Genomic DNA, 6,557 nt, shown 5'->3' with positions numbered 1-6,557 from the left:
GGCCTACACCCTCCTGCCCGGCGTGACAAAACCTCTACCGGAAAGCAAGTTGATCTGCGGAGGAAAGCCTTAACTTCGCGGCATTGGCACAGGAGTTGCGTTGGTTCCCCATCCTGCCGCACTCGACCTGCCCCACGCCCTGGTCGAGTGGGTCACGATGCTCATCGTCACCCGCGAGGGTGACCGCCGCTGCAAACTCCCGCCGCACCGGCGTGCGCTGGTCGGCCTGGTGTACCTGCGTCGGAACGATCCCCTTGTGCAGATCGCCGCCGGCTTCGGCATCTCGGTCGGCACCCCCACGCCTACGTGGCAGCCGTCGTCGACCTGCTCGCCGACCGCGCTCCCGGCCTGCTGCGCGCCCTGCGCGAGGCCGATCCGGAATACGTCCTGTTGGATGGCACGCTTGCGGAGTGCGACCGGGTCGGCGACAGCCGGGCCGACTTCTCTCACAAGCACCGTCGGCACGGGGTGAACCTGCAGGTGGTGACCGACCCGGCCGGGCGGCTGCTGTGGATCTCGCCCGCACTGCCCGGCCGAGCCCACGACCTCACTGCCGCCCGCACTCACCGGATCATCCGGATCTGTGAGCGCCAGGGCGTGCCGGTTCTCGCTGACCGTGCCTATATGGGAGCCGACCCATGGGTGACGACGGCCCTCAGACGCCCGCCGGGCCGTGACCTCACACCCACGCAACAGACCGTCAGCCGTGCGCTGTCCGCAGCACGGGCACCAGTCGAGCGTGGCGTCGCACGACTGAAGTCATGGCGGATCTTCCGCAGGGCCCGGTGCAGCCCGAATCGAATGACGTCAATTGCCGCCGCCGTCCTCACCCTGGAGCGGCAACGCTGAAAGACCTCAGTCACTGGAGAGCGGTATGCGATCAAAGTCGCACGTACCGTTCGGCGGGGGGCCGTTGGAAAAGGACCTGCCCAGCAGGCACCTCGCCGGCGGCCTACCCGACCGCAAGTGAACCCCTGATGATGCTTCGTGATCGTGGGCCCCGCCGATGGATTGCTCCAGCGGGGTGCAGGACTGGTCGCTGAGAAGCGGCAGGCGCCGGCTGAAGACCCAACGTCAGCCGGGAGAGCATCGCCGTCCCGGAGTTTAGGGGGCACCCACCCCGGTCGTATCTCACTCGTGCGGAACGTGGAAACCCCGCTGGGGTCCGGACGCGAAAGCGTCCGGTCAGCCGACCGTAAGGAAGGCCCAACTCCCCAGCGGGCACAGGATGACCCAAGAAGCCAACGCCGGTCGCCGAAAGGCAGCGGGAAACCGGGGCAGATGACCAGCGCCTCCGCTGGCCGCCCCGCATAACCGGCCGGATACGGGCTCTGCCCGGACCCGCAAGGGTGCTGACGTGGGTCAGGTCGGCCTGTGAGGACCCGATGACCATCAACGCTGGAACCGAAGGGCAAGTTGGACACCGTGGCGACAACATCTCCCGTGGCGGACACCGTCCAGGACGACAGTGCCGTCACGGCGAACGGACCTGAGGACGACTTCACCGACTGGCAGTCGATCGACTGGCAGGGCGCGGAGAACGAAGTACGGCGGCTGAGGCAGCGGATCTTCACGGCATCGCAGGCAGGGGACCTCAAGAAGGTCCGCAATCTCCAGAAACTGATGCTCCGCTCCCGCTCCAACACGCTGGTGAGCGTGCGGCGGGTGACGGAGATCAACGCTGGCCGCAAGACGGCGGGGATCGACGGACGTGTCGTCCTGCTGCCCCAGGGCAAGGCCGAACTGGCCGACTGGATGCAGCACCGGGCAGCGCCGTGGAGGCCCTTGCCCGTCAGGCGGGTCTATATCGTGCGCCGTGCGGCGCCTTGCTGTATCCCTTCAATCGGGAGGAACTTGGAGGATGTTTCTGGGTCTGATGGCTTACCTGGAGCCGAAAGGTGAAGGGGACAATAGCATGCCAGGAAAGTAGCGGCCGGGTCGAAGGTAATCGAACGGGGCGCTGCGGGACCCGCGCGATAAGGAAAAGGCTGGATTGCTTGAAGTCTAATCTTCGGAAGGTGAGTACGCGCACCCATCGGAAAGTACCTGTAACCGATGCCGCTCCATGTACTGGTCTGGGATGTAGGCCGGTGCACCTCCATGGGGCGGGCGATGCTCAGTGAGAGCATTGAAGAAGATGAGTGGACTTCATAAGTCGCGCTAGAACGTACAGCAAGGACGTACCACGGGATTGCCTAAGGGGCGAGAGCCCTAAGGTAACGGAGAGCCAATAGTAGTCGCAGGGGTAACGGCCTGCCAGGGAGTCCGGGAAAGCCGGACACAGGGCAAAGTTGCTCAGGTGATTTGGATATCGGAACCCAGGAGGCATGCGTAATGCAGAGCGCCGAAGTGGTGTTGGATGTCCTCCGCGAGCGTGGCAGGCGTGGCCTGTCGCTGGAACGGCTATATCGGCAACTTTTCAACCGCGAGTTGTATCTGGTGGCCTATCGCAAGTTGTACTCTAATGCGGGTGCGATGACGCCGGGGGTCACTGGGGAGACCGTGGATGGAATGTCCCTTGAAAAGATCGATCTCATCATCGACATGGTTCGTCATGAACGGTGGCGATGGAGTCCGGTCAAAAGAGTCCGCATCCCGAAGAAGAATGGGACACGGCCGTTGGGGCTTCCTGGATGGTCGGATAAATTACTGGCCGAAGTGGTGCGCATGCTCCTCAATGCGTACTACGATGTCCAGTTCTCTGACCATAGTCACGGTTTTCGCGCCGGGCGAGGATGTCACACTGCATTGCAGGAGATAGTCGACGTCTGGAACGGAACGAACTGGTTTATTGAGGGCGATATCTCCAAGTGTTTTGAGTCGTTGGACCATGAGGTCCTGATGAAGACGCTCGGGGAGAAGGTCCACGATTACCGGTTCTTGCGCCTGGTGAGTAGAATTCTCAAGGTGGGGTATGTGGAGGACTGGCGATGGGGTGCAACGCTGTCCGGCGCCCCACAAGGAGGTATCGCCTCTCCGGTCCTCAGTAACATCTACCTCGACAGGTTGGATAAGTACGTCGAGCAACAGCTACTGCCGTTGTTCAACCGAGGAAAGCGCCGGGCACCCAACCCCGCGTATGAAAAGATCTCATCGGAAATCCGAAGTGCGCGCCGGCGTGGGGACCGAGCGGGGGTGCGAGCACTGTGCTTGCAGCGCCGCACTCTCCCCAGCAAGGATCTCAACGATCCGGGCTACCGACGCCTGCGCTACGTCCGGTACTGCGATGACATCCTCCTCGGATTCAGCGGGCCGAAGGCCGAAGCGCGGGAGATCAAGCGAATGCTCGGTCAGTTCCTGCAAGAGGAACTCAAGCTGGAGTTGTCGCAAGAGAAAACGCTGATCACCCACGCCCGAACAGGGAAGGCCCGTTTCCTCGGATACGACATCGTGACCCAGCACGCCAACGACAAGCTCACCAACGGTAAGCGGTCGATCAACGGCGAGATCGGGTTACGGGTCCCCGATGAAGCGATCACGCGTAGATGCGCCCCGTACATGCGTCATGGGAAACCATGGCTCCGACCACAGATGCTGAGTGATCAGGACTATTCGATCATCTCGCAGTATCAGGCCGAATATCGAGGCGTTGTCCAGTATTACATCCGGGCCACAAATGTATGCCACTTGAACAGGTTACATTGGGTCATGGAGTCCTCGATGCTCAAAACCTTAGCTGGGAAGCACCGATCCAGCGTCGTGAAGATGGCCAGGAAATATAAGACCACCATCGACACGCCGGTTGGACCTCGGGTCTGCTTCCAGGCTGTGGTGAACCGCGGCGAGGGCAAGAAACCACTGGTCGCCCGATCCGGGCGAACTCCCACCGCTGACGGGCCTCTACGGCCTGCTCTTCAGCGGCACGCAACCGCTCCTCCGCCCCGTCCAGGACTTCACGAGCCCGCGCTTCACGCCGCTCCATCATTGCGATCACCGACGGCACCGACCACCTCCACGACGAGAGATCCAGATGTCACGGTGCTGCCCGGCCTCACCGACGAGAACACGTCGATCATGAAGGAACCGCAGCTCTTCGAGCTGCGGTTCGGTTGGCCACAACGCTCTCAGATCCCAGTCTCCAGGTGTCCACGATCAAGGGGAAGGTTCAACCTGACCACCCACCATCATCCCGACGCCGCCGGGAGGAGGCACCCTCAGCACACCGGCCCGTGGAAGCCGGCGCCACCGGCGCGACAGCCGACGCGCACACCTACCCGGCGAAGCCTGACGGGAAGGACAGAAGCGACATCACGGGCGCAAGATCAACCGGCGACTGTCGTGAACGATCGAGGCCGGGGCCTGCACGAGTCGAATATTTACCTTAACTTGACTTGAAAGTTTAAGCCATCGCCTGTTGACTTCACTCATCCGATTTCCCTCATGTGCGGCCAGATAGTCCGCACGCTCGCACGAGTGGACCGGAGTCGATCACCGCCCGCGACCAGTCCAGCTTCTTCGCAGCTCGCAGCTTCTTCAGAAGCACCAGGTGCAGCTCGTCCCAGACCCCGGCTTTGTTCCACGCGGCCAGGTGCCGCCAGCAGGTCATGGCCGAGCCGAAGCCCAGCTCCTGGGGCAGGTACTCCCACTGGATGCCGGTGTGCAGCACGAACAGGATCCCGCACAAAGCCTGCCGGTCCGGTATCCGAGGCCTGCCCTCGACCAGCTTCGGTGCCGGCTCGGGCAGCAACGGCTCGATCAGCGGCCACAGTTCGTCCGACACAATCCACGGCCGCGGCTGACGTGTTCCCACGACCAGACCAACGACCATCCACACCGAAAGTCACGTGATCAACAACTTCTGTTAGGACCTCTTAGCAGCCGGGACGTGAGGCATCCGCCCCTCGAAGTTGATGCCTTGGGCGGGCCCACACAGCCAAAGGCGGCCAGCCTACCTACATCGTGACGGCACGTCATACAGCATGACGTCATCAACGGCCCTGTCTCCTGTACCCGCAGCAACCCTCACCGCTACCGCGGCTGTCGGCAACGTGGCCACTGAAAGCCTCGGTACCATTCTTTTAAATCCGGCCTTTAAGGCCTGATGGCGCAGTCGAACTCCTTGCAAAGGCCTGTCTCATCCAGATCGGCATCACGAAGCTCCTCACAAATAGCGGCGCTCACGGCGCATGGCACGCAAATAGAGCAGCCCGAGCCGAGACAGACCAGCCATCCTCCGCCCCGACATTCTAGGATTCTCAATGGTGACGAGACTTCCGGGAAGTTCTGTCCGCATATTATCTGGCACGGTATCGTGTGCAAAATGTCGACTCGTCGGGCATGCGATAGCCCTCTGGCTGAATGGATGGTTCGACCACAGTCTGCATCTCATTGAAGAATCCCTCTCGACGACAGCAGCTGACTCTTCGTGTGAGTGTGAACTGCAAACCAGAGAATTGTTTTCTTTCTTTCTGATAAGGAGAGGGGAATTCGATCGGGCAAGAAAAGTTCTCTACCATCCAGAGGATCCGAATACCAGCCTCTTTGGTCCAGCGATCTACCCGGCCAGACTATCGCTAGCTCGGTCGCATCTGGCTTTCATGGCCGGCGACCTGGACGTAGCAGTAGCCATGATTGAGCAGGTGCTTGCACATGCCGAGGGTTCCAATCAATTACGTGTCGCGAGTCGCCTCATCCTGACATTGGTCGCTTTGCGGCGTGTTGATGTGAATGCTGCTTCATCGCACATGCAGATGATCGCCGATGATGCATTCATGGGGCGTCTCAAGCTGCTGGCGGGGCAGTGCGCATGGGCGAATGCGCAATTACGCGAAGCGCAAAGGGGAGTTGAGGGTGTGGCACCGTTTATCGAGGAACTCGTTGACTTCGGGCCGGTCAGCCGGAATGTATTCCTGTCGCAGTCGGCTGCCGCACCCTGGCTCGTGCGGTTGGCACTGAAAACCGACCAGAAGGCAATGGCGCAGCAAGCAGTAAAGATAGCTCAGAAACTGGCGGAAATGAACCCACGCCACCAAGTTCTGGCCGCATCGGCCCTCCACGCTAATGGCCTATTCGAGCAGAATCTGGTCGATCTGCGGCGCGCCGCAGATACACAACCCCACCCTTGGACGAAAGCTTCGGCGATGGAGGACATCGGAAAGCTCTTGGCCTCTGAGCGGTCACAACGAGATCAGGCCATAGGGATCCTTGAGCGGAGCGCTGACACCTATATATCGGCGGGAGGCCCGGGCGACGTATTGCGGATTAAGAAAAGGCTATGGGATCTCGGTGTTAAGCACCATCAATCTCGTTGGCGCACAACCCCGCAGAGGGCGATCAAGGATCTCACCGAGACAGAAATCAAGGTGGCTCAATTGGTGGCCCAAGGAATGACCAACACTCAGACGGCTAAGTACCTCTTTCTATCTCCGCACACCGTAGCTTATCATTTGAAGAAAATATTCCCCAAGTTAGGGGTCTCCTCACGCGTGGGACTGGCCAGGGTCTGGACCGATATCGTGTAACTGAGCTGTTTCAGAGTGGCCACTGATCGGGTGACGCTGGAGGTGTGCGCAACGCACGAGGCTCCCGTGCCGTTGGGGGAGGTGTTCGAAGTCTCA

At 60.9% G+C, this 6,557-nt stretch carries 2 protein-coding genes and 3 pseudogenes; 4 read left to right on the top strand and 1 reads right to left on the bottom strand.

Translation table 11 applies throughout. The features are described from left to right. The first annotated feature begins 100 nt into the window (after positions 1-100). From M2283_RS51305 to M2283_RS51295, 3 genes and pseudogenes are all read left to right on the top strand, one after another. A pseudogene (locus tag M2283_RS51305) lies at positions 101-849 on the top strand (transposase family protein). A gap of 594 nt (positions 850-1,443) precedes the next feature. Beyond that, positions 1,444-1,902, top strand: coding sequence for a reverse transcriptase N-terminal domain-containing protein (locus M2283_RS51300; protein WP_280883534.1), 459 nt, complete (start codon positions 1,444-1,446; stop codon positions 1,900-1,902). A gap of 432 nt (positions 1,903-2,334) precedes the next feature. Next, positions 2,335-3,825 (top strand): annotated as a pseudogene (locus M2283_RS51295) (reverse transcriptase domain-containing protein); the annotation flags it as partial. Between the two features lie 556 nt (positions 3,826-4,381). On the opposite strand, the pseudogene M2283_RS51290 reads toward M2283_RS51295, so the two are convergent. Further along, positions 4,382-4,768, bottom strand: a pseudogene (locus M2283_RS51290) (transposase); the annotation flags it as partial. A gap of 769 nt (positions 4,769-5,537) precedes the next feature. Between M2283_RS51290 and M2283_RS51285 the strand changes: the two are divergent. Next, positions 5,538-6,461 (top strand): helix-turn-helix transcriptional regulator, encoded by a 924-nt coding sequence (locus M2283_RS51285; protein WP_280883532.1) that lies wholly within the window; start codon positions 5,538-5,540, stop codon positions 6,459-6,461. Positions 6,462-6,557: the final 96 nt, after the last annotated feature.

This window comes from Streptomyces pseudovenezuelae (genome assembly GCF_029892565.1).
GTDB classification, from domain to species: domain Bacteria; phylum Actinomycetota; class Actinomycetes; order Streptomycetales; family Streptomycetaceae; genus Streptomyces; species Streptomyces pseudovenezuelae_A.
The sequence above is the reverse complement of the archived record's forward strand: the minus strand, read 5'-3'. Positions and strand labels throughout refer to the sequence as shown.